This is a genomic window from Micromonospora carbonacea (assembly GCF_014205165.1).
GTDB lineage: Bacteria > Actinomycetota > Actinomycetes > Mycobacteriales > Micromonosporaceae > Micromonospora > Micromonospora carbonacea.
In genome coordinates this window covers 2541583-2566986 of sequence record NZ_JACHMZ010000001.1, presented here as the reverse complement: position 1 = coordinate 2566986, position 25404 = coordinate 2541583, and the positions used below count along the sequence as shown (strand labels likewise).

The following is a 25404-nucleotide window of genomic DNA, read 5'->3' as shown; positions in this document are numbered from 1 at the left end:
CAGCCACATGCCCGAGCGCCGCCCACTCGCGCCGGACCAGCCGTGGGTCGAGTTCGCCGTCACCGACGCCGACTGGGACGCCGCCGCGCCGGAACTCCTGACGTCCATGTACAGCCAGCTGGTCCTGATCCGGGCCTTCGAGCAGTACGTGCTCCAGCTCGCCGCCGAGGGGCTGGTGCACGGCCCCGCCCACTCCAGCATCGGCCAGGAGGGCGGGGCGGTCGGCTCGGTGCTCGCGCTGCACGCCGGGGACACCGTCAACGGCTCGCACCGGGGCCACCACCAGTTCCTGGCCAAGGCGCTCGCCCACGTCGAGCCGAAGGGCATCGACCCGGGCGCCGACTACTCGCCCGAGGTGCGCGACGTCGTGCTGCGCACCCTCGCCGAGATCTGCGGCCTGGACCGGGGCTGGAGCCACGGCCGGGGCGGCTCGATGCACCTGCAGTGGAAGCAGGCCGGGGCCATCGGCACGAACGCCATCGTCGGCGGCGGCGTGCCGCTCGCCGCCGGCAGCGCGTGGGCGCACCGCCGGGCCGGCACCGACGCCGTGGCCGTGACCTACTTCGGCGACGGCGCGATCAACATCGGCTCGACGTTGGAGACGTTCAACCTGGCCGCGGCCTGGCGGCTGCCGCTGTGCTTCTTCGTCGAGAACAACCACTACGCGGTGTCCACCACCGTCGAGGAGTCCACCGCCGAGCCGCGCCTGTCCGCCCGGGGCCCCGGCTTCGGCATCCGCAGCTACCGGGTCGACGGCATGAACGTGCTCGCCGTGTACCTGGCGATGCGGGAGGCGGTGGAGCACATGCGGGCCGGCGGGGGCCCGACCCTGGTCGAGGCCGACGTCTACCGCTACTACCACCAGAACGGCCCCTTCCCGGGCAGCGCGTTCCGCTACCGCACCCGGCAGGAGGAGGACTCCTGGCGGGCCCGCGACCCGATCGACCAGCTCGAAGGGCACCTGGCCCGGCGCGGCATCCTCTCCCCCGGGCAACAGCGCGCCGCCGTGGCACGCGCCAAGCAGCTCCTCGCCGACACCGGCGACCTGCTGCTCGAACCCGCCCCCGGCGGCAAGCCGCAGGAGCGGCGCATCCGCCCCGCCGAGTGGCCCGACCCGGCGTTCGTCGACGTCGGCGTGCGCGGCGACCTGTCGGAGTTCACCACCGCCCGCACCGTCGACCGCGACAGCTACGGAGCCACCGCGCCGGTGAAGTTCATCGACGCGGTCGCCGGGGTGATGGACCGCCGGATGGCCGCCGACGAGCGCGTCGTGGTCCTCGGCGAGGACGTGCACCGCCTCGCCGGGGGCACCAACGGCGCCACCCGGGGGCTGGCCGAACGCTACCCCGACCGGGTCCTCGGCACCCCGATCAGCGAGAACGCCTTCGCCGGCCTGGGTGGCGGGCTGGCGCTGGACGGCCGGTTCCGCCCCGTCGTGGAGTTCATGTACGCCGACTTCCTGTGGGTCGCCGCCGACCAGATCTTCAACCAGGTCGGCAAGGCCCGGCACATGTTCGGCGGCGACGACGCGGTGCCGTTCGTGCTGCGCGCCAAGGTCGCCATGGGCACGGGGTACGGCTCCCAGCACTCGATGGACCCGGCGGGCGTCTTCGCCACCGCCCCCGGCTGGCGCATCGTCGCCCCCTCCACCCCCTTCGACTACGTCGGCCTGATGAACGCCGCGCTGCGCTGCGCGGACCCGGTGGTGGTGCTGGAGCACGTCGACCTCTACACCGGCACCGGCGAGGGGCCCACGGAGGACTGGGACTACTGCCTGCCGGTCGGGCGGGCCGCGGTCCGCCGCACCGGCTCGGCGGCCACCGTGCTCACCTACCTGGCGATGACCGACCGGGTGCTCACGGCGGTCGACCGCACCGGCATCGACGCCGAGGTGATCGACCTGCGCTGGCTGGACCGGGCCAGCATCGACTGGGACACGATCGGCGCGAGCGTCCGCAAGACCAACCGGGTGCTCATCGCCGAGCAGGGGGCGCTGGGCACCTCGTACGGTGGCTGGCTGGCCGACGAGATCCAGCGCCGCTACTTCGACTGGCTCGACGCGCCGATCGAACGCGTCACCGGCGGCGTCGCCTCCCCCAGCATCAGCAAGGTGCTGGAGCGCGCCGCCATCGCCGACGTCGACGACGTCGTGCGCGGCCTCACCACGCTCACGGACGGTGGCAACCATGGCTGACCTGCTGCGCATGCCCGAGATCGCGGCCAACACCGAGGAGGCGGTCCTGGCCGGCTGGCCGGTGGCCGAGGGCGACGAGTTCGCCGCCGGTGACGTGATCGCCACCATCGAGACCGCCAAGGCGGTGGTCGACGTCGAGGCGCCCACGCCGGGCGCGGTCGTCCGCCTCCTGGTGCCCGAGGGGACCGACGTCGCCGTCGGCGACCCGATCGCGTTGATCGCGGCCCCCGGCGAGACGGTGGACGACGTCGACGCCGCCCTCGCCCGGCTCGGCCTCGGCACCGCGACCGGCACCGGCCCGACGCCGGGGCCCACCCTCGCACCGACGACGACGGCGGGCGCGCCGGGACCCGCGCCCGCCCCGCCGCGGTCGGCCCCGGCGGGGGTGGCCGCCGCCCCGGCGACGCCCCCGCCCGCCGGGGCCCCCGCGACCGGCGCCGGCCGGATCTTCGCCAGCCCGCTGGCCCGCAAGCTGGCCCGCGAGGCGGGCATCCCCTTCGACACCCTGCGCGGCAGCGGCCCGCAGGGGCGGGTGGTCCGGGCCGACGTCGAGGCCGCGATCGCCGCCGCCCGCGCCGCGGCCCCGGCGGTCGCGCCGCCCGCCGCCGCCCCCGCGCCGCCGGCCGCCCCGGCCGGCCACTCCCCCGCCGGGGCGGCACAGCCGGCGGCCCCGGCGACCGTGCCCGGCCCGCAGGGCGCGGCGGGGACGCCCGACGGCGACGACGAGCTGGTGCCGCACTCCCGGCTGCGGCGGGCCATCGCGCGGCGGCTGACCGAGAGCAAGTCCACCGTGCCGCACTTCTACCTGCGCGGCAGCGCCCGGGTGGACGCGCTGCTCGCGCTGCGTACCGAACTCAACGCCGCCGCCCCGGTGAAGATCTCGGTGAACGACCTGGTCGTCAAGGCCGTCGGCCAGGCGCACCTGGCGGTGCCGCAGGTCAACGTCGGCTGGACCGACGCCGGGATGCGGGTGTTCGGCGAGGTCGACCTCGGCGTCGCCGTCGCCACCGAGGGCGGCCTGGTCACCCCGGTGCTGCGGGGGGTCGACCGGATGAGCGTGTCCGCGGTGGCCGCCGCCACCCGCGACTTCGCCGACCGCGCCAGGCGCGGCGCGCTGCGCCAGCACGAGCTGGAGGGCGGCAGCGCCACCGTCACCAACCTCGGCATGTACGGCGCGGAGGAGTTCAGCGCCATCCTCAACCCGCCCCAGGCGACGATCCTCGCCGTCGGCGCGGCCCGCCGCGAGCCGGTGGTCACCGACGCCGGTGAGCTCGCCGTCGCCACCGTGCTGCGGGTGACCCTCTCGGTGGACCACCGGGCCGTCGACGGCGCGCTCGCCGCGCAGTGGATGCGGGAGTTCGTCGCGATCCTGGAGCAGCCGCTGCGGATCGTCTGCTGAGCGGCCACCGCCGTCCGGGGGCCGAGGGGGACTCCGGACGGCGGGCGCGCCTGTCCACCGGGGTCGCCCCGGACGCGGTCGGCTGACCGGGGCACCGGGGCGTCGTCGGCACGCGGGTCCGCCGGAGGGGTTCAGCCCGCCGGGCGGTAGTCGAACCAGTCGAACGCCGCGCTGCCCTCGGTGACGTACATGCCGACGACCCGGCCGGTGAAGCCGGCGGCGACCTCGGTGGACAGGTAGCGCCCGTCGAGCTCGGCGAGCACGCGGGGCCCGTCGGGGGTCTCCACCTCGAAGGACACCATGTCGCAGGCGGCGGCGCGCACCCCGAAGGGCGCGGCCCCGGCCGCCAGGTCGGCGGCGCCGGTCACGGTCGGCGGACGGAGGTCGTGGGTGCGGGTGGCGATCGTGAGGACGACCGGCCCGCCGGAGACGGCGAGTTCGGCGAAGACCTGCCGGAAGGGGCCGACCCTGCCGACGACCCGCACGCGGCCGGCGGACACCTCCAGGTCGTAGTGGTGCGCCTCGTCGATGCGGAGGGTGAGCCCGGCGGTGCCGTCGCCCGGGTCGAGGCGGGCGCTGGCACGACAGTCGTGGTGCCGCTGCCGGGCGGCCACGATCGTCGCGCCGGCGCGGTCCAGCGTCGCCCCGGTGGCGGTCAGGGTGAGCCAGCCGGGTCGCGCGGTCAGCGACCAGGCGGCGTCGGGCCGGGAGCGCGGCGAGACCCAGCCGGGAGCGAGGACGGCCGTGTCGAAGTCGTCGCGGTACGCGCCCGGGTCGGCCGGGGCGGCGAGCGCCGGGGCGCTGCCGGCCGGGGCGGCCGTGACCTCCCCGACGGGGTCGACGACCGGCCACCCGTCGACCCAGCGCACGGGCACGAGGAAGGTCTCGCGGCCCAGGACGTGGTAGGGCGGCCACTGGCCCTTGGCCCGGATGCCGAGCAGGACCATCCACCAGCCGCCGTCGGGGGCCTGGACCAGGTCGGCGTGCCCGGTGGCCTGCACCGGCAGGTTGCTGCCCCGGTGGGTGAGGATCGGGTTGGTCGGTGCGGGCTCGAAGGGGCCCCGGGGGCTGCGCGACCGGGCGACGGAGACGGCGTGGCCGGTGTGCGTGCCGCCCTCGGACAGCAGCAGGTACCACCAGCCGTCGATCCGGTAGAGGTGCGGGGCCTCCGGATACTGGCCGCCGGTGCCCGACCACAGGGGAATCGGGCCCTCCAGCACCCGGCCCGTGTCCGGGTCGATCCGGTAGGACTTCACCCCCGAGGTGGTCAGCCAGCAGTTCCCCTCGTCGTCCCAGGTCAGCGACGGGTCGACGTGCGGCAGGTCGACGTGGACCGGGTCGGACCACGGCCCGGCCGGATCCTGCGCGGTGACGATCAGGTGCCGGCCCAGGCTGACGTTGGTGGTGACCACCCAGAACCGGCCGTCGTGGTGCCGGATGGTCGGGGCGTAGACGCCCTGGGAGGCCGGGGTGTCCGCGGGGAGCGCGAGCTGGCTCGGGCGGTCGAGGACGTTGCCGATCTGCCGCCAGTTGACCAGGTTCCGGCTGTGCAGCAGCGGCACGCCCGGGAAGTACTCGAAGCTGGAGCACACCAGGTAGTAGTCCTCGCCGACGCGGCAGATGCTCGGGTCGGGGAAGAAGCCGGCGACGACCGGGTTTCGGTAGTGCGGGTCGGTGGACACCGCGCCACCTCCGGTGAATGTTCGCGATAACATCGCTGACCCTGGATGTTACGAGAATCCCCCACCGGACTCAAGCGCCCCAGGCCCACGGCGCGGTCCCCGCGGAGCGGGCGGGCGTCGGGCCGACAGGCCGGCATCTCACCAGCGGAAAACGTTCGCGAAACCTAAACGTCATATCTTGACGGCAGGCACGTGCATCCACGAGAGTCCATATGGGCAATGCTGGTGCACCGTTGGGAGCTCGGACGCCGGCAGCATCGACGCAGGCCGGCGTCGGGCACGCGAGGCGCTCCTGTTAACGCTAACAGCGCCGTCCGGCGCGGCGCGGGCGACCGGTCGGCGGCGCGACGAGCTTCGCCGGGTCGACGACGCCGGTCCCGGACGCCGGCGACCGGGCAGACACGCCATCCTCCGCGGCACGGCCCGACACGGGCAGGCCGGCCTGCCGGAAGCCGCTCCCGGCCGGATCGGCCGCGCCCGCCCGAGCAACGACGGCATGCCGTCGACACCACCACCCCACGGCATGAAGGAGACGTCTGATGTCCACCTGCATACCCGGAGAGCATCCGTCGCGGTCACGGCGCTGGACGCGCTCCGGCGGGCGGACCGTCACCCAGGTCCGAGGCCGCCACGCACCGGCCGGCGGCACCCGGAACGTCCACGCCGGGACGTGGGACGGCAGCCTGGCCGCCGGCGCGCCCCCGACGTTCGGCTGCCCCGCCGGCGGCACACCCGAGACGCCGTCCCTGACCCGCGTCAGCCTCTGGACCCGCACGACTTGGAGTGATCATGTCTGAAGTGACCCGAAGGAACGTGCTCAAGGCCGGGGCGGCGGGGGCCGGGGCCGCGCTGGCGCCCGCCGCGTGGAGCGCCGTCGCCCGCGCCGACTCGACGGCGCCCCCACAGGCGCTGGCCGCCGGCGACATGGCGCTGTGGTACGACGAGGGGGCCGGCACCGACTGGCTGCGCGCGTTGCCCATCGGCAACGGACGCCTCGGCGCCATGGTCTTCGGCAACGTAGACACCGAGCGGCTGCAACTCAACGAGGACACCGTCTGGGCCGGCGGCCCGTACGACTCCGCCAACACCCGGGGCGCGGCCAACCTGGCCGAGATCCGCCGCCGCGTCTTCGCCGACCAGTGGTCCTCGGCCCAGGACCTGATCAACCAGACGATGATGGGCTCGCCGGGCGGCCAGCTCGCCTACCAGACCGTGGGCAACCTCCGGCTCGCCTTCGGCTCGGCCAGCGGCGTGTCGCAGTACAACCGCACCCTCGACCTCACCACCGCCACCGTCACCACCACGTACGTGCTGGGCGGCGTCCGCTACCAGCGCGAGGTGTTCGCCAGCGCCCCCGACCAGGTGATCGTGCTGCGGCTGACCGCCGACCGGGCCAACTCGATCACGTTCACCGCCACCTTCGACAGTCCGCAGCGGACGACCATGTCGAGCCCGGACGCCAACACGATCGCCGTCGACGGCATCTCCGGCAGCATGGAGGGCGTCAACGGGTCGGTGCGCTTCCTCGGCCTGGCCCACGCGATCGCGTCGGGCGGCACGGTCAGCAGCTCTGGCGGCTCGCTGCGGGTCTCCGGGGCGACGAGCGTGACCGTGCTGGTCTCGATCGGCTCCAGCTACGTCAACTACCGCACCGTCAACGGCGACTACCAGGGCATCGCCCGCACCCGGCTGAACGCGGCCAAGGGCGTGGCCATCGACCAGCTGCGCAGCCGCCACGTCGCCGACTACCAGGCGCTGTTCAACCGGGTGACGATCAACCTGGGGCGCACGGCCGCCGCCGACCAGCCCACCGACGTGCGGATCGCCCAGCACGCGAGCACCAACGACCCGCAGTTCGCCGCGCTGCTGTTCCAGTTCGGGCGCTACCTGCTGATCTCGTCCTCCCGGCCGGGCACCCAGCCGGCGAACCTCCAGGGCATCTGGAACGACTCGCTGGCCCCGTCCTGGGACTCGAAGTACACCATCAACGCCAACCTGCCGATGAACTACTGGCCGGCCGACACGACGAACCTGTCCGAATGCTTCCTGCCGGTCTTCGACATGATCAAGGACCTGACGGTGACCGGCGCGCGCGTCGCCCAGGCCCAGTACGGCGCCGGCGGCTGGGTCACCCACCACAACACCGACGCGTGGCGGGGCGCGTCGGTCGTCGACGGGGCCCTGTGGGGCATGTGGCAGACCGGCGGCGCGTGGCTGGCCACGCTCATCTGGGAGCACTACCTGTTCACGGGCGACCTCGGGTTCCTCCAGACCAACTACCCGGCCCTGAAGGGCGCCGCGCAGTTCTTCCTCGACACCCTGGTCGCCCACCCGACGCTCGGCTACCTGGTCACGAACCCGTCGAACTCGCCGGAGCTCCCGCACCACTCGAACGTCAGCGTCTGCGCCGGCCCCACGATGGACAACCAGATCCTGCGCGACCTGTTCGACGCGGCGGCCAAGGCCAGCGAGGCGCTCGGCGTCGACACCACCTTCCGGTCCCAGGTGCGTACCGCGAAGGACCGGCTGCCCCCGAGCCGCGTCGGCTCGCGCGGCAACGTCCAGGAGTGGCTCGCCGACTGGGTCGAGACCGAGCGGACCCACCGGCACGTCTCCCACCTGTACGGCCTGCACCCCAGCAACCAGATCACCAAGCGCGGCACCCCGGCCCTGCACGAGGCCGCGCGCAAGACGCTGGAGCTGCGCGGTGACGACGGCACCGGCTGGTCCCTCGCCTGGAAGATCAATTTCTGGGCCCGGCTGGAGGACGCCGCCCGCGCCCACAAGCTGTTCAAGGACCTGGTGCGCACCGACCGGCTCGCGCCGAACATGTTCGACCTGCACCCGCCGTTCCAGATCGACGGCAACTTCGGGGCCACCTCCGGCATCGCCGAGATGCTGCTGCACAGCCACGCCGGGGAGCTGCACGTGCTGCCCGCGCTGCCGACGGCGTGGCCCACCGGGCAGGTCGCGGGCCTGCGCGGCCGCGGCGGCTACACCGTCGGCGTGGCCTGGACCAGCAGCCAGATCGACGAGATCGCCGTCCGCGCCGACCGCGACGGCACGCTGAAGCTGCGCGCCCGGCTGCTCACCGGCAGCTTCACCCTCGTCGACGTCACCGACGGCAGCACGCCGGCCGTCACCCGGCCGGAGACGGACGTCGTGCAGCTCACCGTCCGCGCCGGCCACACCTACCGGGCGGCGCGGCCCGGCGTCACGCCGTCGCCGACGCTGACCCCCACGCCCACGCCGACCCCCACCCCCACGCCCACCGGGACGCCGACGCCGACGCCGACCCCGCCGCCGACCAGCTCGCCGCCGTCGTCCGGCGCGCGGGCGACGTACGCGGTGACGGGGTCCTGGTCGGGCGGCTTCCAGGGCGAGGTCACCGTCACCGCCGGCGCGACGGCGATCCGGGGCTGGACGGTCTCCTGGACGTTCCCCAACGGCCAGGTCATCAGCCAGATCTGGGGCGGCTCGCACACCCAGAGCGGGGCGAACGTGACCGTGCGCAACGTCGACTACAACGGGGCGCTGGCCGCCGGCGCCTCCACCACGTTCGGCTTCATCGGCACGACGACCGGGACCAACAACCCGCCGACGAACCTCACCTGCACCACCACCTGACCGGAGCGGGGCGCGCTCCCGCGCCGGGCGGCCTTGGGCGCCGCCCGGAGGGGCGCGCCCCGCCCCGCCTACAGTGGCTTGAGGCGGGCCCTGAGCAGGCAGAACTCGTTGCCCTCGGGGTCGGCGAGGACGTGCCAGGACTCCTCGCCGGTCTGGCCGACGTCGGCCCGGCGCGCCCCGAGCGCCAGGAGGCGTTCGAGCTCGGCGTCCTGGTCGCGGTCGGTGGCGTTGACGTCGATGTGCAGTCGGGGCTTCGCCGGCTCCGGCTCGTCGGCCGGGGCGAGGATGATCGTCGGCTGCGGGCCGCCGAACCCCTCGCGCGGCCCGATCTCGATGCTGCCGTCGCCCTCGCGGTCGAGGACCACGTAGTCCAGCACCGCGCACCAGAACCGCGCCAGCGCCTCGGGGTCGCGGCAGCTGAGCACGAGTTCGCTGATCCGACAGGCCATCGACGCCACCTCACCCGGGTGTGGGAACGGTTCCCGCGCTCCCCGACGGAAGCACGCCGGAGACCGTAGCGGGCGGGGCGGTCGGGCGCGACGGGTTTTTCAGCCCCCGCCGGGCCCGCCGGTGAGGACCACGTGCAGGTTGCGGGGCCCGTGGACGCCCTCGACCCGGTCGAGCTCGATGTCGCTGGTGGCCGACGGGCCGCTGATCCAGGTCAGGGGGCGCCGCGGGTCGAGGCGGGCGAGGGCGTCCGGCACGGTGGCGACGACCTGGTCGGCCCGCAGCACGCAGACGTGCACGTCGGGCAGCAGGGTGACGACCCGGCGGCCCTGGTCCGGGGCCCCGTCGAGCACGATGGTGCCGGTCTCGGCGACGGCAACGGCCGCCGCGGTGACCACGCCGTCGACCGCGGCGATCCGCGCGGCGTCGAGGCCGTCGTCGACCACGACGTCGACGCCGGGCGGCAGCCAGTGCGGGGGCAGCCCGGGCGGCACCACGACCCGCCGGCCGCCGAGCACCTCGGCGACGACCCGGGCCACGTCGGCGTCCGCGCACCGGTGCACGGTCGCCCGGTAGTCGGTGAGCCGGTCCGCGAGCAGGTCCGGGTCGGCGGCGACGACGCCGGCGGGCCGGTAGTCGCGGGGCGTCTCGGCCGGCGTGGGCGCGGGTGCGGCCAGCGCGGCCCGCAGGCGGCCGAGGACCAGGTCGCGGGCGCTCACCGGTCGGCCCACCACTGGCGGAAGGTCTGCGGCGGGGGCTCCGGCAGGTCGCGGCTGGCCGTCCAGCCCGACAGCGGCGGGGGCAGGCCGCGCCCGCGCGGGCCGGCGAGCCGGCTCAGCCTCGCGCCGCGCTGGGCGGCCGCGTACAGGGCCGGGTGGTCCATCGCGTACGCGGCCGCGGCCATCGCCGCCGCCTCGCCCCTCGGGTGGGGCGCCTGGGCGCGCAGGTGCACCAGGATCGACGGGATGTCGATCAGCACCGGGCAGGCGTCGTAGCACGCGCCGCAGAGCGACGACGCGTACGGCAGCGAGGCGTTGTCGGCGACGCCGGTGAGCTGCGGAGAGAGCACCGCGCCGATGGGCCCCGGGTAGACCGACCCGTAGGCGTGCCCGCCGGTGCGCTCGTAGACGGGGCAGACGTTGAGGCAGGCCGAGCAGCGGATGCAGTGCAGCGCCTCCCGGCCGACCGGGTCGGCGAGCACCGCGCTGCGGCCGTTGTCGAGCAGCACCAGGTGGAACGCCTGCGGGCCGTCGCCGGGGGTGACGCCGGTCCACATCGAGGTGTAGGGGTTCATCCGCTCCCCCGTCGACGCCCGGGGCAGCAGTTGCAGGAAGACCTCCAGGTCGCGCCAGGTGGGCACGACCTTCTCGATGCCCATGACGGTGATCAGGGTCTCCGGCAGCGTCAGGCACATCCGCCCGTTGCCCTCGGACTCGACGACGGCGAGGGTGCCGGTCTCGGCGACGGCGAAGTTCGCCCCGGACACGGCGACCCGGGTGCTCAGGAACGTCTCGCGCAGGTGCCGGCGCGCGGCGGCGGCCAGGGCCGCCGGCTCGTCGGTCAGCGCCGGGTCGACGCCGGGCATCTCGCGGAGGAAGATCTCCCGGATCTCGGCCCGGTTGCGGTGGATCGCCGGCACCAGGATGTGGCTGGGCCGATCGTCGCCGAGCTGCACGATCAGCTCGGCGAGGTCGGTCTCGACCGGCTCGATGCCGGCGTCCGCCAGGGCCTCGTTGAGGCCGATCTCCTGGGTGGCCATCGACTTGACCTTCATCACCCGGTCGACGCCGGCCGCCCGGACCAGGTCGGTGACGATCCGGTTGGCCTCGACCGCGTCGGCGGCCCAGTGCACCGTCCCGCCGGCCCGGCCAACCGCCGTCTCCAGCTGCTCCAGCAGCTCGGGCAGGCGGGCCATGGTGTCGGTCTTGATCGCCCGGGCGGCGGCCCGCAGCTGCGGCCAGTCCGGCACCTCGCCGATCACGGCGGCCGACCTGGCGCGGATGGTGCTGGTGGCGTGGCCCACGTTGCGGCGCAGCTGGGCGTCGGCCAGCGCCCGCCGGGCGGCGACGGGGAACGGCTCGTCGCCGCGCAGGTGCCCGACGCCGGGCGGGGCGGTGGCGGGCATGCCGAGGAACGTCTCGGTCATCGCGCGCCCCCGGTGGCCGGCGTCGCGGCCACCCCGCCGGCCGGGTTCGCCTCGGTGCTGGCCAGGATCTCGGCCAGGTGCACGGTGCGCACGCCGGCGCGCAGCCGGGACAGCCCGCCGCCGATGTGCATCAGGCAGGAGACGTCGCCGGCCGTGCACACGTCGGCCCGGGTGGCGAGCACGTGGCGCATCTTGTCGGCGAGCATCGCCGTGGAGGTGTCGGGGTTCTTCACCGCGAAGGTGCCGCCGAAGCCGCAGCACTGCTCCGCCTGCGGCAGCTCCACCAGCTCCAGCCCGCGCACGGCGCGCAGCAGGCGCAGCGGCCGGTCGGCCACCCGCAGCATCCGCAGCGAGTGGCACGTCGGGTGGTACGTCACCCGGTGCGGGTAGTAGGCCCCGACGTCGGTGACCCCGGCCACGTCGACGAGGAACTCCGACAGCTCGTAGGTGCGGGCGGCGACCTCCCCGGCCCGGGCGGCGAGCCGCTCGTCGCCCGCCCGCCGGGCCACCGTGGCGTGCTGGTGCCGCACCGAGCCCACGCACGACCCGGAGGGCGCCACCACCACGTCGTACGGGGCGAAGACCCGCACGTGCCGGCGGACCAGCCGCAGCGCGTCGTCCGGGTAGCCGGTGTTGACGTGCATCTGCCCGCAGCAGGTCTGGCCCTCGGGGAAGACGACCTCGTGGCCGAGGCGCTCCAGCAGCCGCACCGTCGCCACCGCCGCCTGCGGGAACAGGGTGTCGGCCAGGCAGGTCACGAACAACGCGACGCGCATCCTCCACCACCCATCCGCTCCGGCGCGGCCCGCCGGACCGCCCGGTCGCCCCCCGGCTCGTGCCGGACGAGGTGCGGGTCTCGCGCGGCAGGCCCCGCAGCGCGGCCGGGTCGCCGCCGATCGCGCCTGCACCGGGATGTTACCCAACGCGGTGGCCCCGACCAGCCCCGCGAACACCGCAGGCGCGGCAGTGGTCGCGCCGCGCGCCGGGAGAGCGACGCGGATCCGAGCCCCGCGTGTCCCACGTCACATCGGCGGGGCGGGCCGGGCCTGAACGGCAGGTGCGCCCACCCGTCTTCCCCGCTGAGGCACGGGGCAGGCGCGCCAACAGCCCGGACGAGGGGAAACCGATGACGCAGGTGAAGATCTCGGCCGATCGCTTCGGGCCGTGGGCCCTGGTCACCGGGGCCTCGTCCGGCATCGGCCGCGAGTTCGCCCGGCAACTGGCGGCGAACGGCCTCCACGTCGTCCTCGCCGCCCGGCGCACCGACACGCTCGCCGAGCTCGGGGCGGAGATCGAGAGCCGGTACGGTGTGCGGCACCTGGCCGTCACGGTGGACCTGAGCGAGGCGAGCGGGCCGGACCGCCTCGCCGAGGCGACGTCCAGCCTGGACGTGGGGCTGCTCGTCTCCAACGCCGGCGACCTGACGCCCGGCGAGTTCCTCAGCCTGGACCTGCGCCACTCGATCGACTCGTTGCAGCTCAACGCCTACAGCCATCTGGTGCTCGCCCGCGTGTTCGGCAGGCGGCTCGCCGACCGCGGCCGGGGCGGTGTCGTGCTGGTCGGCGCGGCGGGCGCCGAGCACGGCATCCCCTGGCTCGCCGCCCATGCCGCCGCGAAGGCGTACACGAACACGCTCGGGCGGGGGTTGCACGCCGAGTTCGCCGCCCGCGGGGTCACCGTGACCGTGCTGGCGCCCGGCCCGACCCGCACCGAGCTGCAAAGCCGGCGGTCGCTGCCGGACTCCGTCGGGATGACGGCCGCGGACTGCGTGTCCCAGGCGCTCAGGGCGCTGGAGGCCGGCCGGGGCATGGTGATCCCCGGCGTCGTCGCGCGCGTGATGAACCGCCTGCCCGCCTCGCTCACCCGCCGGATCGCGGGGCGGACCATGGCCGCCGCCGCAGCGCAGGAATCGGCCCGGTGAGGCCACACCACCGCCCCGGCCACCCGGTCGGCTCCGGGGCACGGACATGAGCGGGGCGGGCGGGGGCAGCGCCACCCGGACTGTCGAGTGGCACCGGATGCTCCTCGCCCTCGCGGGTCGCCTGCCCGACGAGGTGACCGCCCGGTGCCGGGCGTGGCTGGCCGACGGCAGCACCACGCGGGCGGCCCGGGCGGCGGTGCTGGCCGCGCTGGCCCACCGGGTGGGCGTCACCGGCGCAGAGGCCGCCCTGCTGGCCGCCGCCCTCGCCGACGGCGGCGAGGACGCGCGGACGGTGGACCGCGTCGGGCGGGTCGACCGCGCCGTCGCGCCCGCCTACGGCATGGCCCCCACCGGCCCCGACGTCCTGGCCGAACACGGCGACGAGATCCCGTTCCGCATGGACCTGTCCGTCCGGCACGACGTTCCCGGCGGGCCGGACGCGCTGGACGGCGCGGCGGTGCGGTGGTGCGCGGCGGACGGGCGCGCCCACGCGCTGTGGCGGTCGTGGCGGTACCCGACGGAGGGCACCCCGCAGGGACCGGCCCGGCGGATCTACCTGGCGCAGGTCCGCGAGGAGGCGACGCTGGCCACGGTGACCGCCGACCTCCAGGCGGCCCTGGCGGCGGCCGGCGAGGCCCACCCCCAGGTGGAGGCCTTCGTCGAGGGGGACGCGCTGCCGGCGTACCAGCAGCGGGCCCTCGGCTTCTCCGCGCTGTTGTGGACCGCCGCGCCGGCGCAGCCGCCCCGGCTCGCGCCCGATGCCGTGCCCGCCGACCCCGGCCTGCCCGACGCCCCCCGGGTGGCCGCCTACCTGGACGCCGGGGAACCGCTCAGCGTGGTCACGGATGTGCACGGCGCGCGCGCCGAGGGGGCGTACCGCACCGATGGCGCCTGGATCTGGCCCGCCGCCGCCGGCGAGGCCGTCCGCGCCCGGCGTCAGGACCCCGGCGCGGCGCTGCTCGCGCACGTCCGGGAGCGGTCCTACCAGCCGGCGGCGGTGGGAACCGTGGCGACGCACCGGGCGCTGTGCGTGCTGTACCGGCCGCCGGCGATGCCGGCCGAGGCGGGGCCGTCGCGGCGACGGTCCCACCTGGCGCGTCCCGCGACCCTGCTGGCGGTGCTGGTGCTGCTGGGCGCGGCGGGCGTCGAATGGGCCGCCGCCGGCTACGGCCCGCCGGCCGGCGGGCCGCCGGCGGACCGGGCCGGCGTCGTCGCCCCGCCGCCCGACCGCCCGGGCGGGACCGACGCACCGGCGCCGACCGGGTCCCCGGAGCCGCCCGCCGACCCGACGGGTGCCCCGCGCCCCAGCGCGGTCGTCTCGACGCCGACGCCCCGGCGGCCGGCCTCCCCCCGGGCCGGCACGCCGTCGGCCGCTCCCACGTCCGGCCCGCCCCGCAGCGCCGCGCCGGCGGGCCGGACCCGGGTCGTCACCGCCACCGCCGTGCTCCGGCCGGGCGAGGCGTGGTCCACCGACCGGTTGAGCCTCGCCGTGACCGGCGCCGGCGACGTCGTGCTGCGCGACCGGGGCCGGTCGGTGTGGAGCAGCGGCACCACCGGCCGCGACGTCCGCGATCTGGTCTTCCAGGCCGACGGGAACCTGGTCCTGTACGCGCACGACGACAGCACCGTCTGGAGCTCCGCCACCCCGGGCAACGACGGGGCCACCCTGACCCTCGGCGGGGACGGCAACGTCCGGATCGGCCTCGACGGTCGCACGCTGTGGCAGACCGGCACGGGCCGCTGACGGCGCGCCGCGACGGTGGAGACAATTCCCGGGTGTGGGGGTGGCCGATGACGGTGGACGGCGGCGAGACGGACCTGTGGCTGGAGGTGATGGGCCCGCTGCGGGTGCGGCGCTCGGGCGTCGAACTGGACCCGGGGCCCCGGCAGCAGCGGCTGGTCCTGGCTCTGCTGCTCGCCGACGCGGGGCGGACGGTGCCGGTCGGCGAGATCGTGGACGCGCTGTGGGAGGAGCCGCCGGCCCACGCGGTGAACGTGGTGCAGCGGCACATCGGCGGGCTGCGGCGGCTCCTGGAGCCCGGCCTCGCCGCCCGGTCGACCGGCCGGTGGATCGCGAGCGACCCGGCCGGATACCGGCTGCTGGCGACGGCCGAGCAGCTCGACCTGCTCAGGTTCCGCGCGCTGGTGCGGCGCGGGGCGGCCGCCGAGCGCGCCGGGCACGTCGAGGAGGCGTTGTCGCACTACGTCGAGGCGCTGCCCCTGTGGCGGGGGGCCTGCGGGAGCATGCCGGAGCTGCCGTCGCAGCAGCCCGCGGTCTTCGGCGCGGTGGACCGGGAGTGCGTGGACCTGGTACGCAGGACCGCCGACCTGGCGCACCGCGGCTGCGCCGTGCGGCTCGTCCTGCCGGCCCTGCGGCGGGCGACGGAGCTGCACCCCCTGGACGAGGCGCTGCACGCGCAGTTCCTCGGCACGCTCTCGGCCGACGGCAAGCAGGCCGAGGCGATCGCCGTCTACCAGGACATCTGCCGGCGGCTGGCCGAGGAACTCGACGTCGGCCCCGGCGCACAGCTCCGTCAGGCGTACGCGACGGTGCTGCGCGCCGACGGGGCGCACGGGCTGCCCGGGGCCGGCCCACGGCACCGCCCCCGCGACGCGGCCACGACACGCGCCCGAGCGGCCCCGCTTCCCGTCCCGGCCCAGCTACCGCAGGATCCGCCCCGGATCGTCGGCCGGGACGAGGAGCTGCGCCGGGGCCTCGACGCCCTCGACGGGCCGGACGGCGGCCCGGCCGCCGTGCCGATCCTGGCCGTCGACGGACTGCCGGGCATCGGCAAGACGACGTTCGCGGTCCACCTGGCGCACCGGCTCACGGCCGCCTACCCCGACGGCCAGCTCCACGTGGACATGCGCGGCTTCGCTCCGGACGGCCCGACGGATCCGGGCGAGGCGTTGCGGGGTTTCCTCACCGCCCTCGGCCTGCCCGACGCCGAGGTCCCCGCCGCGCTCCAGGCCCGGGTCGGGCTCTACCGCAGCGCGCTGGCCGGCCGGCGGGTGCTGGTGCTCGTGGACAACGTCCGCGACGCGGAGCAGGCGCGGCATCTGTTGCCGGGCGCGCCCGGCTGCGCGGTGCTGGTGACCGGCCGCGGCCGGCTCACCGCGCTGGCCACCGGGTTCGGGGCGCGGCTGGTGAACCTCGACGTGCTCTCGCCGGCGCAGTCACGCGAGCTGGTCGCCTCCCGGGTGGGCGTCGCCCGGACGCCGGCCGGGCGGCACGCCGTGGATCAGGTCGCGCAGCGGTGCGGCGGGCTGCCGCTGGCGCTTGCCGCGGTCGCCGCCCACGCGTCGCCGCCCACCGGCGACGCCGTGGACAGTCAGGTACGCGAGGCGTTCTCCTGGTCGTACCGGCTGCTCAGCCCGCGCGCCCGGCGGCTGTTCCGGTTGCTGCCGGTGCACCCGGGGCCGGGCATCGCCGCGCCGGCGGTCGCCTGCCTGCTCGGCGCGTCCGCGGCCGAGGCCCGGGCGCTGGTCGGCGAGCTGGTGCGCGCGGGGCTGCTGGTGGAGCGCGGGGCGGGGCGGTACGACAGCCACGACCTGATCCGCGCGTACGCCCACGAGTTGAGCGTCGAGGCGGAGCCGGAGGCGGTGCGTCGGGAGGCGCTGGGCCGGCTCGCCGACCACTACCGACAGCCGGACCTCGTGGGCCTGCGCTGAGCCGGGGCGGGCCGCCCTGGGGCGTCAGCGCCCACGCGTCGCCGACGCCTCGACGGTGTCGCCGAGGTGCCGGCAGTGGTGCCGGTGCAGCCGCCGCCGGGCCGCCCGGCGCACCGGTTCGGCGTCGTGCTCCTGGCACAGCTCGCCGGCGTACGCGTGGATCAGGTCGTGCGAGCGGTACCGGCCGGGACCGGCCCGGGTCAGCAGACCGGTGTGGACCAGCTCGCCGACGAGCTCGCGGCACCGCCGCACCGGCAGGCCGGCGAGGCTCGCGACCGCCGGCAGGCCGATCTCCCGGTCCGGCCGCAGCGACAGCAGCCGGAACAGGCGCGCCGCCGGCTCGCCGAGCAGCCGGTACGACCAGGAGAAGACGGCCCGCAGGTCGGTCTGGATGGTGTGGCTCGCGAACCCGTCCAGGGTGCCCTGGGCCGCCCGCAGTTCCCGGGCGAGGTCCGCCAGTCCCCGCCCCGGGTGCTCCAGGGCGCGTCCCGAAACGAGGGCCAAGGCCAGCGGCAGCCGCCCGCACCGCTCCACGATCTCGTCCAGCGCCTCGTCGTCCGCCGGTGCCACCGCGCCGATGCGGGCGAGCAGGAACCGGCGTGCCTCGTCGGCCGGGAGGACGTCCAGGGTGACCAGGTGCGCCCCGTACGCCGTGGCGAGCCCGTCGAGCCGACGCCGGCTCGTCACCAGCACGAGGCAGTCGGCGGAGCCCGGCAGGAGGTGCCGCACCTGGTCCACGTCGCGGGCGTTGTCCAGGACGATCATCACCCGCCGGCCCGCGAGGTGGCTGCGCGCCAGGCGCAGGCGGGCGTCCAACGCGGCGGGGACGGCGCGGTCGGGCACGCCCAGCAGGTCGAGGAAGCAGCCGAGCACGTCCAGCGGGTCCAGGGCCCTGTCGCTCGGGTGGAAGCCCTGGAGGTCGACGTAGAGCTGGCCGTCCGGGCAGGAGTCGGCGAGCAGGTGCGCCAGGCGCACCGCGCAGGCGGTCTTGCCGCTGCCCGGCAGGCCGTCGATGGCCAGCAGCGGCATGGCGGTGCGGGTGCGGTGGCTGCGCAGCATGCGCGCCATGTGCCGGATCTGCTCGTCGCGGCCGGCGAAGACGGGCAGGTCCGGGGGCAGCTGCGCCGGGCGGAGAGAACCGGCCAGGCGCAGGGGCGCCGCGGGCTCCTCCGCGACCCGCGCGCGGGCCGGCGGGCCCGCGGCCGGGTCGACCGGGCCGCCCCGGCGCGCCACCTCGTCGTACGCCTGGCGCAGCTCGGCATCGGGGTCGGTGCCGAGTTCGTCGGCCAGGCGGGCGCGGACACGCTCGTAGCGCGCGACCGCCTCCGCGCGCCGCCCGCCCGCCTCCAGCAGCAGCAACGTCTGCGCCTGTAGTGCCTCGTCGAGGGGGAACAGGTCGGCGATGGCCAGCACCGTGGGCAGCACCGGGTGGACCGTGCCGGTGTAGAGGGCCGCCTCGGCGGCCTCCCGGGCCACCGCCGCGCACTCCCGGTCGACGGCCGTGAAGGACGGGTGGTCCCGGCGCAGGGCCTCCGGGCCGCCGGCGCACGGCCCCCGCCACAGGCCCAGCGCGTCGACGGCGAGCGCGAGGCCGTCCGCCAGCCGACCCTGCGCCGCCAGCTCACGGCCGCGCGTCACGAGCCGGCGGAACCGGGTCAGGTCGAGCTCGTCGGCCGCCACCGTCAGCCGGTACTCGCCCGCGCCGCCCACCACCCGCCCCGTGGAGCGCGGCGGCAGCGCCGGTTCCAGCAGGCGGCGCACCGCGCCGACGTGCCGGTGCACCACGTTCACGGCCCGGGACGGGGGGTCCGCGCCCCACAGCAGGTCGGCGAACTCGGCGATCGTCACCGGCTCACCGGCGCGGGCCAGCAACAGCGCCAGCACCGAACGCTGCTGGGCCGGGCCCAGGTCCACCTCAAGGCCGTCCCGAAGGACCCGCAGGGGCCCGAGCACCTCGAAGCGCAGCACGCCAGATGCCACCGTCCCTGGTGCCGTGCCCCTCACCGCGGGGACCGAGAAGAGATCAACGATGGTACGTCCGCTCCACGTGGCCGGGTTGTCGAAAGGACGCCGGTTCCCGCCCGATCCTCGCGCCGGGCCCGGCGCTGTTCCTGACCGGCCGGACCCAACCGGGGTGGGTCGCCGGGGGCGGCGGCCGTGCCCGCCCCCGGCGACGGCTCAGAACGCCCGGAAGGAGTGGTACTCGCCGGCCGGGAAGGTGCGCAGGGTGCCCAGCCCCACCGCCGCGCCCGCGCAGTCGGCGCTGCGGAACGCGAGGACCTGCTCCACGCCGCCGGCGGCGGCCAGGGAGTCGGCGCTCGCCGGGAACGCCGTGCAGGCGCCGTCGGGCTCGGCGACGTGCAGCACCGGCGTGGCGAACGTGCCCTGGTAGAAGGTCAGGCCCGCGCCGGCAGACGCGGCGTGCGCCGGCAGCGCCATCGCGGCGGTGGCCCCCGCCACGGCGGCCAGGCTGACGGCGATACGAACGATCCGCTTCCTCATGCTGTTGCCTCCTGTGCTCGACCAACTGTCGGTGTTTCTCAGGTCACCATCCACCGGGACGCGTGCGGTCTCCACCGTCACGCACGGTGATTTAATCGACAGAATTGGATGCTGTCGCCGTTGAATCCGGCGGCGTCGCTCACGTGGCACCCACCGATCGGCAGGATCGGGCGGTCTCGTCACAACTGCCGCCCCGACGCGTCCTGGGCGACGATGCCGTCCAGCCGCCGGCCGGGAGACAGCGCCTGCGGCGGGAACCAGAAGACCACCACGTCGGGGTCCTCGCTCCACCGGGCCAGCCTCGCGGCGACGGCGCGCCCGTCGACGGTGCCGGTGATCTGCGCGGCGGGCCCCACGAAGTAACCGAACGTGGGCACCGGGTTGGCGGGCGGGAGCCTGGCCGACGGTTCGTACCCGATCTGGTGGAAGCCCGGCCGCCGGTCGCCGCCCGCGATGTCGTTCGCCAGGTGGTCCGGGGTCAGTCGGCCGTCAGGGGCGCGGCGGCCGGCGACGAGCCCCATCGTCACGCCCGGCGCGTCGGGCACGGCGACCGGGGTGAAGTAGAGCACCCGCTCGTCGTCGCCGTACCGGATCCCGGTCCGGACGATCTCACCGAGCGCCTGCCTGCTGGGCGGATCCGTGGCGGCGGGCGTCCGATCGGTCGGCGGGGTCGCCGATGGGGTCGCCGATGGGGTCACCGGCGCGGTCGCGGCCGGCTCGGCCCCCCATGGCGGCGGCTCGGCCCGCCGGAGCGCGACCGTGGTCCCGACGATCGCCGCCACGACGGCGAGCATGACCGCCCCGCTGCGCGCCGCCCGGCGGCGACGCAGCCGACGGCCCTCCCGCATGATCGCCTCGACGTCGAACCGGTCCCCCCGGCCCCGCTCCGTGCTGCGCATGGCCGCGCGGAGGCGGTCTGCCTCGTTCATCGGCTTCCTCCAGGGGGAGTCGGCGCCTCGACCAGGGTCTGCCGCAGCTTCTCCAGGGCGCGGGAACTGGTGCTCTTGACCGTGCCCAGCGAGACCCCGAGCTCGCGGGCGACCTGCTGCTCCGGGAGGTCGAACAGGTAGCGCAGCACCACGATCGCCCGCTCCCGCGCGGTGAGCGTGCCGAGGGCCACCTGGAGGAGCCGCCGGGCGGTCACCTCCTCCGCGACGTCGCCCCGCTGCCGGTGCGGCAACTCGTCGGTGGGCTGCTCCCGGATCGGCCGCCGCCAGTTGTCGATGATGTGGTTGACCATCACCTGTCGCGTGTACGCGTAGGGGTCGTCGCGGCGCACCCGCGCCCACGAGGCGTAGGTGCGGACCAGGGCAGTCTGCGTGGCGTCCTCGGCCTGGTGATGGTCACCGGTCAGCAGGAACGCCGCGTGCGCCAGCCGCCCGGAGGCCGCCTGGACGAACTCGACGAACTCCGGGTCACCTCTGGCCATCGCCGTCTCTCATCTGCCTCACGCCCTCCTCCGACGGGTGACGCCCCGGAAAGGTTGAGCCGTCGGCGGACCAACTTTCGCCGCCGGCCGCCCGTCCCCTCTGCCGCGTGCCCCGACCGGGGCACCGGCCGAAGGAGGACCATGGTTCCGCACCCGCCCGCCGCGCTCGCCCGCAGGGCTGCCGCCACGTCGTCGGCCGTGACGCTGGCGGCCGTGCTGCTGGCCGGCTGCGCGCCCGCCCCCGCCGCGCCGGCCCCGCCGGCCCCCGTGTCCTCCGGGGGCGCGCCGGCCGCCGCCGCGCCCCCCGCGCCGCCGCCCGCCCCGCCCGTCAGCTATCCCGCCGGGGGCGGCAACCGGTGGGACTTCGCCGCCGGCGAGGTGGCCCCGGGAGCGGGGCGGGGCCGGCTGCTGCGCTACCGGGTGGCGGTCGAGCGCGACATCCGGGGCGTCCCCGTGGCGGAATTCGCCGCCGAGGTCACCCGGATCCTCTCCGACCCGCAGGGCTGGACCGCGGGCGGGACGTGGCGGCTGCGCCGGGTCGGCCCCGGTCAGCGGGCCGACTTCACCGTCCACCTGGCGACCCCGGACACCCGCGACCTGCTCTGCCAGGACGACCCGGACGGCTACACCTCCTGCCGCAACGGCGACCGGGTGGTCCTCAACGTCGCCCGCTGGGTCAAGGGAGCGCCCGGCTTCGGCACGGACCTCGCCCACTACCGTCGGTACCTGGTCAACCACGAGGTCGGCCACCGGCTCGGCATGGGCCACCAGCTGTGCCCCGGGCGGGGCCGCCCCGCGCCGGTGATGCAGCAGCAGACGCTCGGGCTGCACGGCTGCACGCCCAACGGGTGGCCGTACCCGAACGGCAGGCTCCGCTCCGGGCCGCCCGGCGCCTACGCCGACCCGATCCCGCCCCGCGACCGGGGTCGGCCGGCGCAGCCGCCGGGTCAGAAGTCCTCGTCGAAGCCCACCGTCCCGGTCACCCCGATCTGGTAGGCCGAGACCCGCCGTTCGAAGAAGTTCGACAGTTCCTGCACGTCCTGCAACTCCATGAACGCGAACGGGTTGCGGCTGTGGTAGATCGGCTCGATGCCGAGCGTGGCCAGCCGCCGGTCGGCCACGTGCTGGAGATACTCGCGCATGTCGGCCAGCGACAGCCCGGACACGCCCTGCTCCAGCAGGTCGGCGGCGAACTGCACCTCGCACTCCACGGCCTCGGTCAGCATCTGCCGCACCTGCCGCGCCAGCTCCGCGTCGAACAGCTCCGGCTCCTCGGCGCGCACGGTGTCCACCACGTCGAAGGCGAACGCCATGTGCATCGACTCGTCGCGGAACACCCAGTTGGTGCCGGAGGCCAGCCCGTGCAGCAGCCCCCGGGAACGCAGGAAGTACACGTAGGCGAAGGCGCCGTAGAAGAACAGCCCCTCGATGCAGGCGGCGAAGCAGATGAGGTTGAGCAGGAACGCCCGCCGGTCGTCCCGCGTCCGCAGCTCCCGCAGCGCGTGGATCGAGTTGATCCACTTGTAGCAGAACTCGGCCTTGCGGGCGATCGACGGGATGTTCTCCACCGCCGCGAACGCGGCGAACCGTTCCCGCTCGTCGGGCACGTAGGTGTCCAGCAGGTTCAGGTAGAACTGGACGTGCACCGCCTCCTCGAACAGCTGCCGGGACAGGTAGAGCCGGCCCTCCGGGGAGTTGACGTGCTGGTAGAGGTTGAGCACGAGGTTGTTGGCGACGATGGTGTCGCCGGTGGCGAAGAACGCGACCAGCCGGGACACCAGGTGCTGCTCCGCCGGGGAGAGCCGGGCGAGGTCGGCGAGGTCGGAGTGCAGGTCGACCTCCTCGACGGTCCAGGTGTTCCTGATCGCGTCCTTGAACCGGTCGAAGAACCGGGGGTAGCGCATCGGCCGCAGGGTCAGGTCCATCCCGGGGTCGAGCAGCAGGTGCCGCTCGCCGGCGGCAGGGTGGGGTTCGGAAACGGTGGTCACTGGCACGCCTCGCAGCTCTCGGGGTTCTCCAGGGAGCAGGCCAGCGCCTCGTCGGCGCTCACCGCGACGACCGGCCCGGTGGCCGGGGCGACCGCGACGGTGGCCTGCTGGATCCGGGTCGCGGGACGCGACCGCAGGTAGTAGGTGGTCTTGAGCCCGGCCTTCCAGGCGTACAGGTACATCGAGGAGAGCTTGCCGATGGTCGGCGCGCTCAGGAACAGGTTGAGCGACTGCGACTGGTCGATGTACGGGGCGCGGGCGGCGGCCAGGTCGATCAGCGCGCGTTGCGGCAGCTCCCACGCCGTGCGGAACAGGCTCCGCACCGCCTCGGGCAGCTCGGTGACGCCCTGCACCGAGCCCTCGTCGCGCTTGATCCGCTCGCGGACCGCCGGGGTCCACAGCCCGCGCTCCTTCAGCTCACGGACCAGGTACGTGTTGACCTGGAGGAACTCGCCGGACATGGTCTCGCGTTTGAACAGGTTGGACACCTGCGGCTCGATGCACTCGTAGCAGCCGGCGATCGAGGCGATGGTGGCGGTCGGCGCGATCGCGACCAGCAGCGAGTTGCGCAGGCCGTGCGCGGCGATCCGCGCGCGCAGCGCGGCCCACCGCGCCGTCTGGGTGACCTCCGCGCCCCACAGGTCCGGGTGCAGCTCGCCGCGGGCGGCCCGGGTCCGGTCGTACGCCGGGTGCGGTCCGAACCGTTCGGCGAGCCCGGCGGAGGTCTCCAGGGCGGTCAGCAGGATCTCCTCCTGCACCCGGGTCGACAGCTCGCGGGCCTCGGGCGAGTCGAACGGCAGGCGCAGGGTGAACAGCGCGTCCTGCCAGCCCATCAGCCCGAGCCCGACCGGCCGCCAGCGCGGGTTCGACGCCGCCGCCTGCGCCGCCGGGTAGTAGTTGATGTCGATGACCCGGTCGAGGAACACCACCGCCGTGCGGACCGTCGCGCGCAGCCGGTCCCAGTCGACGCCGTCGGCCCCGACGTGCGCGCCCAGGTTGACCGAGCCGAGGTTGCACACGGCCGTCTCGGCGTCGTCGTTGACCTCCAGGATCTCGGTGCACAGGTTCGACAGGTGGATCACGTTGCCCGGCTCGCCGGTCTGGTTGGACAGCCGGTTGGACGCGTCCTTGAACGTCATCCACCCGTTGCCGGTCTGCGCGAGCGTGCGCATCATCCGCCCGTACAGGTCGCGGGCCCGGACGGTGCGGACGGCCTTCTTCTCCGCCGCCCGGTACGCGGAGTCGAACGCCTCGCCGTAGAGGTCGGGCAGCTCGGGGGCGTCGGACGGGTCGATCAGCGACCAGTCGCCGTCGGCCTCGACCCGGCGCATGAACTCGTCCGGGATCCAGTTGGCCAGGTTCAGGTTGTGGGTGCGCCGGGACTCCTCGCCGGTGTTGTCCCGCAGCTCCAGGAACTCCTCGACGTCCGGGTGCCACGGCTCCAGGTAGACGCAGGCAGCGCCCTTGCGCCGGCCGCCCTGGTTGACCGCCGCCACCCCGGCGTCGAGGGTCTTGAGGAACGGCACGATCCCGTTCGACCTGCCGTTGGTGCCCCGGATCAGCGCGCCGCGGCCCCGCACCCGCGACCAGGAGATGCCGATACCGCCGGAGAACTTCGACAGCTTCGCGACCTGGTGGTAGCGCTCGTAGATCGAGTCGAGTTCGTCGCGCGGCGAGTCGACCAGGAAGCACGACGACATCTGGGTGTGCCGGGTGCCGGAGTTGAACAGCGTCGGCGAGCTGGGCAGGTACGCCAGGCTGGACATCAGCCGGTAGAAGTCGACCGCCTCCCCCGGCGTCTGCGACAGCCCGCAGGCCACCCGCAGCAGCCAGTACTGCGGCGTCTCCACCACCAGCCGGGTCTGCGGGTGCCGCAGCAGGTAGCGGTCGGCGACGGTGCGCAGGCCGAAGTACTCGAACCGCAGGTCACCGGCCGGGTCGACGGCGTCGTCCAGCTCGCGGGCGTGGGCGGCCACGAACGCGGCCGTGTCGTCGCCGATCAGGCCGAGGCCGTGGGCGTACCGGATGGACTGGCTGAAGCTGTCCACCTGCTGCCCGCGGACCTCCTCGGCCACGTACGCGGCCAGCAGCCGCGCCGCCAGCTTCGAGTACTGCGGCTCCTCGCCGATCAGCTCCGCCGCCGTCTGGATCGACAGCTTGTCCAGCTCGGCGGTGGTCGCCCCGTCGTACAGGCCGCTGATCGTCCTCGTCGCCACCCGCAACGGATCGACCTCGTCCAGGTCGGCGACCCAGCGCTGCACCGCCTCGACGATCTTGTTGACGTCCACCGGCTCGGTGTCGCCGTCCCGCTTCCGGACCTGCATGACGTGCCGGCGTTGCCCCGGCCCCGCCAGCTCCCGCGTCGCGCCCATGTTCGCCCTCCTCAAGCCCGTCCCC

General features: G+C 75.3%; 18 protein-coding genes. 7 read left to right on the top strand and 11 right to left on the bottom strand.

Going from position 1 to position 25404, the window contains the following annotated elements; genetic code table 11:
• The first annotated feature begins 7 nt into the window (after positions 1 to 7).
• Both HDA31_RS11105 and HDA31_RS11100 read left to right on the top strand, forming a co-directional pair.
• Entirely contained in the window at positions 8 to 2194 is a 2187-nt protein-coding gene (locus HDA31_RS11105) for an alpha-ketoacid dehydrogenase subunit alpha/beta (protein WP_178065000.1), read from the top strand.
• Positions 2187 to 3593, top strand: a complete 1407-nt coding sequence (locus HDA31_RS11100) for a 2-oxo acid dehydrogenase subunit E2 (RefSeq protein WP_178064999.1) — start codon at positions 2187 to 2189, stop codon at positions 3591 to 3593. Before HDA31_RS11105 ends, HDA31_RS11100 begins: the two co-directional genes overlap by 8 nt.
• Before the next feature lie 131 nt (positions 3594 to 3724).
• Here the strand turns inward: HDA31_RS11100 and HDA31_RS11095 are convergent, their stop codons facing one another.
• Positions 3725 to 5275 (bottom strand): glycoside hydrolase family 43 protein, encoded by a 1551-nt coding sequence (locus HDA31_RS11095; RefSeq protein WP_246383871.1) that lies wholly within the window; start codon positions 5273 to 5275, stop codon positions 3725 to 3727.
• A 789-nt stretch (positions 5276 to 6064) separates the two neighbouring features.
• On the opposite strand from HDA31_RS11095, the gene HDA31_RS11090 reads away from it, so the two are divergent.
• Positions 6065 to 8902: a glycosyl hydrolase family 95 catalytic domain-containing protein gene (locus tag HDA31_RS11090; protein WP_178064997.1), complete on the top strand. Its 2838-nt coding sequence runs from the start codon at positions 6065 to 6067 to the stop codon at positions 8900 to 8902.
• Between the two features lie 68 nt (positions 8903 to 8970).
• On the opposite strand, the gene HDA31_RS11085 is transcribed toward HDA31_RS11090, so the two are convergent.
• The 4 genes from HDA31_RS11085 to HDA31_RS11070 form a co-directional block, all read right to left on the bottom strand.
• A complete protein-coding gene (locus HDA31_RS11085) occupies positions 8971 to 9351 on the bottom strand; it encodes a VOC family protein (RefSeq protein WP_178064996.1) in 381 nt (126 codons plus the stop codon).
• A gap of 99 nt (positions 9352 to 9450) precedes the next feature.
• A complete protein-coding gene (locus HDA31_RS11080) occupies positions 9451 to 10068 on the bottom strand; it encodes a LutC/YkgG family protein (protein ID WP_178064995.1) in 618 nt (205 codons plus the stop codon).
• The gene (locus tag HDA31_RS11075) at positions 10065 to 11495 is read right to left on the bottom strand and encodes a lactate utilization protein B (RefSeq protein WP_178064994.1); all 1431 of its coding nucleotides are present in this window, start codon (positions 11493 to 11495) and stop codon (positions 10065 to 10067) included. Before HDA31_RS11075 ends, HDA31_RS11080 begins: the two co-directional genes overlap by 4 nt.
• On the bottom strand, positions 11492 to 12271 hold the full coding sequence (locus HDA31_RS11070; protein ID WP_178064993.1) for a (Fe-S)-binding protein: 780 nt from the start codon (positions 12269 to 12271) through the stop codon (positions 11492 to 11494). The genes HDA31_RS11075 and HDA31_RS11070 overlap by 4 nt, the downstream gene beginning before the upstream one ends.
• 350 nt (positions 12272 to 12621) lie before the next feature.
• Between HDA31_RS11070 and HDA31_RS11065 the strand changes: the two genes are divergently transcribed.
• The 3 genes from HDA31_RS11065 to HDA31_RS11055 are packed head-to-tail and all read left to right on the top strand — an operon-like array spanning position 12622 to position 17088.
• A complete protein-coding gene (locus tag HDA31_RS11065; protein WP_178064992.1) occupies positions 12622 to 13416 on the top strand; it encodes an SDR family NAD(P)-dependent oxidoreductase in 795 nt (264 codons plus the stop codon).
• Between the two features lie 46 nt (positions 13417 to 13462).
• Complete coding sequence (locus HDA31_RS11060) at positions 13463 to 15160, top strand: hypothetical protein (RefSeq protein WP_184871954.1); 1698 nt, start codon at positions 13463 to 13465, stop codon at positions 15158 to 15160.
• A gap of 47 nt (positions 15161 to 15207) precedes the next feature.
• The gene (locus HDA31_RS11055; protein ID WP_178064990.1) at positions 15208 to 17088 is read left to right on the top strand and encodes an AfsR/SARP family transcriptional regulator; all 1881 of its coding nucleotides are present in this window, start codon (positions 15208 to 15210) and stop codon (positions 17086 to 17088) included.
• Positions 17089 to 17112: 24 nt separating this feature from the next.
• Here the strand turns inward: HDA31_RS11055 and HDA31_RS11050 are convergent, their stop codons facing one another.
• The 4 genes from HDA31_RS11050 to HDA31_RS11035 all read right to left on the bottom strand — a co-directional run bounded on the left by HDA31_RS11050 (position 17113) and on the right by HDA31_RS11035 (position 21019).
• Complete coding sequence (locus tag HDA31_RS11050; protein WP_178064989.1) at positions 17113 to 19056, bottom strand: AfsR/SARP family transcriptional regulator; 1944 nt, start codon at positions 19054 to 19056, stop codon at positions 17113 to 17115.
• 210 nt (positions 19057 to 19266) lie between these two features.
• The gene (locus HDA31_RS11045; protein WP_178064988.1) at positions 19267 to 19590 is read right to left on the bottom strand and encodes a hypothetical protein; all 324 of its coding nucleotides are present in this window, start codon (positions 19588 to 19590) and stop codon (positions 19267 to 19269) included.
• A 179-nt stretch (positions 19591 to 19769) separates the two neighbouring features.
• A complete protein-coding gene (locus HDA31_RS11040) occupies positions 19770 to 20519 on the bottom strand; it encodes a hypothetical protein (RefSeq protein WP_178064987.1) in 750 nt (249 codons plus the stop codon).
• Positions 20516 to 21019 (bottom strand): SigE family RNA polymerase sigma factor, encoded by a 504-nt coding sequence (locus HDA31_RS11035; RefSeq protein ID WP_074473131.1) that lies wholly within the window; start codon positions 21017 to 21019, stop codon positions 20516 to 20518. Before HDA31_RS11035 ends, HDA31_RS11040 begins: the two co-directional genes overlap by 4 nt.
• A 141-nt stretch (positions 21020 to 21160) precedes the next feature.
• Between HDA31_RS11035 and HDA31_RS11030 the strand changes: the two genes are divergently transcribed.
• Positions 21161 to 22015 (top strand): DUF3152 domain-containing protein, encoded by an 855-nt coding sequence (locus HDA31_RS11030; RefSeq protein ID WP_178064986.1) that lies wholly within the window; start codon positions 21161 to 21163, stop codon positions 22013 to 22015.
• Here HDA31_RS11030 and HDA31_RS11025 read toward each other — a convergent pair.
• A complete protein-coding gene (locus tag HDA31_RS11025) occupies positions 21967 to 23007 on the bottom strand; it encodes a ribonucleotide-diphosphate reductase subunit beta (protein ID WP_376701377.1) in 1041 nt (346 codons plus the stop codon). The genes HDA31_RS11030 and HDA31_RS11025 overlap by 49 nt on opposite strands.
• Positions 23004 to 25379: a ribonucleoside-diphosphate reductase subunit alpha gene (locus tag HDA31_RS11020; RefSeq protein ID WP_178064984.1), complete on the bottom strand. Its 2376-nt coding sequence runs from the start codon at positions 25377 to 25379 to the stop codon at positions 23004 to 23006. The genes HDA31_RS11025 and HDA31_RS11020 overlap by 4 nt, the downstream gene beginning before the upstream one ends.
• Positions 25380 to 25404: the final 25 nt, after the last annotated feature.